This window comes from Kitasatospora sp. NPDC056446 (assembly GCF_042796115.1).
Taxonomy (GTDB): domain Bacteria; phylum Actinomycetota; class Actinomycetes; order Streptomycetales; family Streptomycetaceae; genus Kitasatospora.
The window spans coordinates 1-1,696 of record NZ_JBHTRF010000202.1 but is presented as its reverse complement, the minus strand read 5'-3'; the positions used below and the strand labels follow the sequence as shown (position 1 = coordinate 1,696).

Here is a 1,696-nt window from a genome sequence, read left to right as displayed (position 1 = left end):
CGCCTACACTGCCGCGCTCGAGGCGAGCAACGATGCGTTCCGGCGTCAGATGGAAACACGCGCTGCCCAGGTCGGCATGGGTGATCGCGAGTATGAGATCCAGCAGCGCATCAACGATGCGTACGACGATCAGGCTGAGAAGCTACGGCAGCTCACGCTTCAGCGAAACGCGGACCAGATCGATGACTCCACCTTCGATGAAGAGAAAGCGATCCTGCTGGCCAAGACGCTGGATCGCGTGCAGGCCATTCGCGATGGCTATGCAGAGCTTCAGTCCGCCGAGGGCAACTGGCTGCTCGGTGCCGCTGCGGCGTGGGAGAACTACCGACAACAGGCCGGTAACGCCGCCCAGCAGATGGGTGGCGTTGTCGGATCGGTGTTCAGTGGTCTCGAAGACGTCTGGGTGAAGTTCACGCAGACCGGCAAGGTCAGCTTCTCGGATATGACCCGCTCGATTCTGGCGGACCTGGCACGTATCCAGCTCCGCCAGGCGCTGGCCGGTATCGGTGGGTCATGGGTCAGTGGCGCACTAGGTGCGCTTAGCGGCGGAATCAATTCTGTTGGCAATGCGGCCGTGACAAGGGGCACCAGCAGCATCAATGACGATTTGTTCCAGAAGCTGGTGCGTGGGGGCAGGTCCGATGGGGGCTACACCGGTCCAGGGGGGAAGTACGAGCCCAAAGGGATCGTGCACGCAGGGGAGGTGGTCTGGTCCCAGGCGGATATCGCCCGTGCAGGCGGTGTCGACATTGTGGAAGGCATGCGGCGTGGCCTGCTCGGCTATGCCACGGGCGGAACTGTCGCCGGTGGTGGCGGGCTGGGATCGGGGGGCGTGGGAGCGGTGAACATCAAAGTGTTCAATGCCCCGGCGGGCACCACGGCCAGCGCATCGCGCACCCGAGACGGAGCTCTCGAGGTCGAGGTGCTGCTGGGCCAGTTGGATCAGGCAATCGGTGGGCGTATCGCTGGCGGCACAGGATCCACCTACTCAGCAATCAAGGGCCGCTTCGGTCTGGGAGATGCAATCTGATGGAAACGTTGCCGGTTGTTGCCAGGATCACTTTCGACGGGCAAAAGCGCTCCTTCGATCCCTCGATCGAACGCACGGAAATGGAAAGGGGTGTGCCCAGGCAGCGCCTGCTCAATAGTCAGGTGCTCGTTAAGCAGTCCATGAACTTCTACTTTGCCAGCATAGCGGACGTTACAGCGTTCGAGACCTGGTACTTCGACGTGATCAAGCGGATCGGCTGGTTCGAAATGGTGCACCCGTATACGGGTCTGACAGTCAAAGCACGCTTCGAAAATGGTGCCCTTGGCGATCTGGTGCCGGACGAGAAACTTCCGGGTGACTTCAGGATGGATGCGGTCGTGGAGTACCTGCGATGAGCACGTTCACCGAACGCCGGCAGTGCTCCGCGCTTGGGGTGCTAAAGAATGTGGTCGATTCTGTTGAAAATATGGAGAACTCGCATGAGCGGCAATGGAGCTGCTGCTGGGTTGAAGACAGTGTCGCTTGAAAGTGTTGTGGCGTCTCTTCAAGCCGACGTTGCCAGAATTGAAGGCGAAGTGCAGATGCTGAGAGCCACGAACGACACGCTTGCGCATATCGTTCGTGGGTTGGAAGCCAAACTAGGTGGACGAGACTAGATGCTTCGCTGCCTGCTTCGCCAGGTCCGTGATTTCCTCTAGCGTGTAC

General features: G+C 60.2%; 3 protein-coding genes. All 3 read left to right on the top strand.

Going from position 1 to position 1,696, the window contains the following annotated elements; translation table 11 throughout:
* A partial coding sequence (locus ACFQ6N_RS40650) for a phage tail tape measure protein (RefSeq protein WP_380659173.1) occupies positions 1-1,030 on the top strand: 1,030 nt, incomplete at its 5' end.
* Positions 1,030-1,386: a hypothetical protein gene (locus ACFQ6N_RS40645; protein ID WP_197586499.1), complete on the top strand. Its 357-nt coding sequence runs from the start codon at positions 1,030-1,032 to the stop codon at positions 1,384-1,386. The genes ACFQ6N_RS40650 and ACFQ6N_RS40645, both read left to right, overlap by 1 nt.
* An 84-nt stretch (positions 1,387-1,470) precedes the next feature.
* Entirely contained in the window at positions 1,471-1,647 is a 177-nt protein-coding gene (locus ACFQ6N_RS40640; protein WP_197586498.1) for a hypothetical protein, read from the top strand.
* The last annotated feature ends 49 nt before the right edge of the window (positions 1,648-1,696 follow it).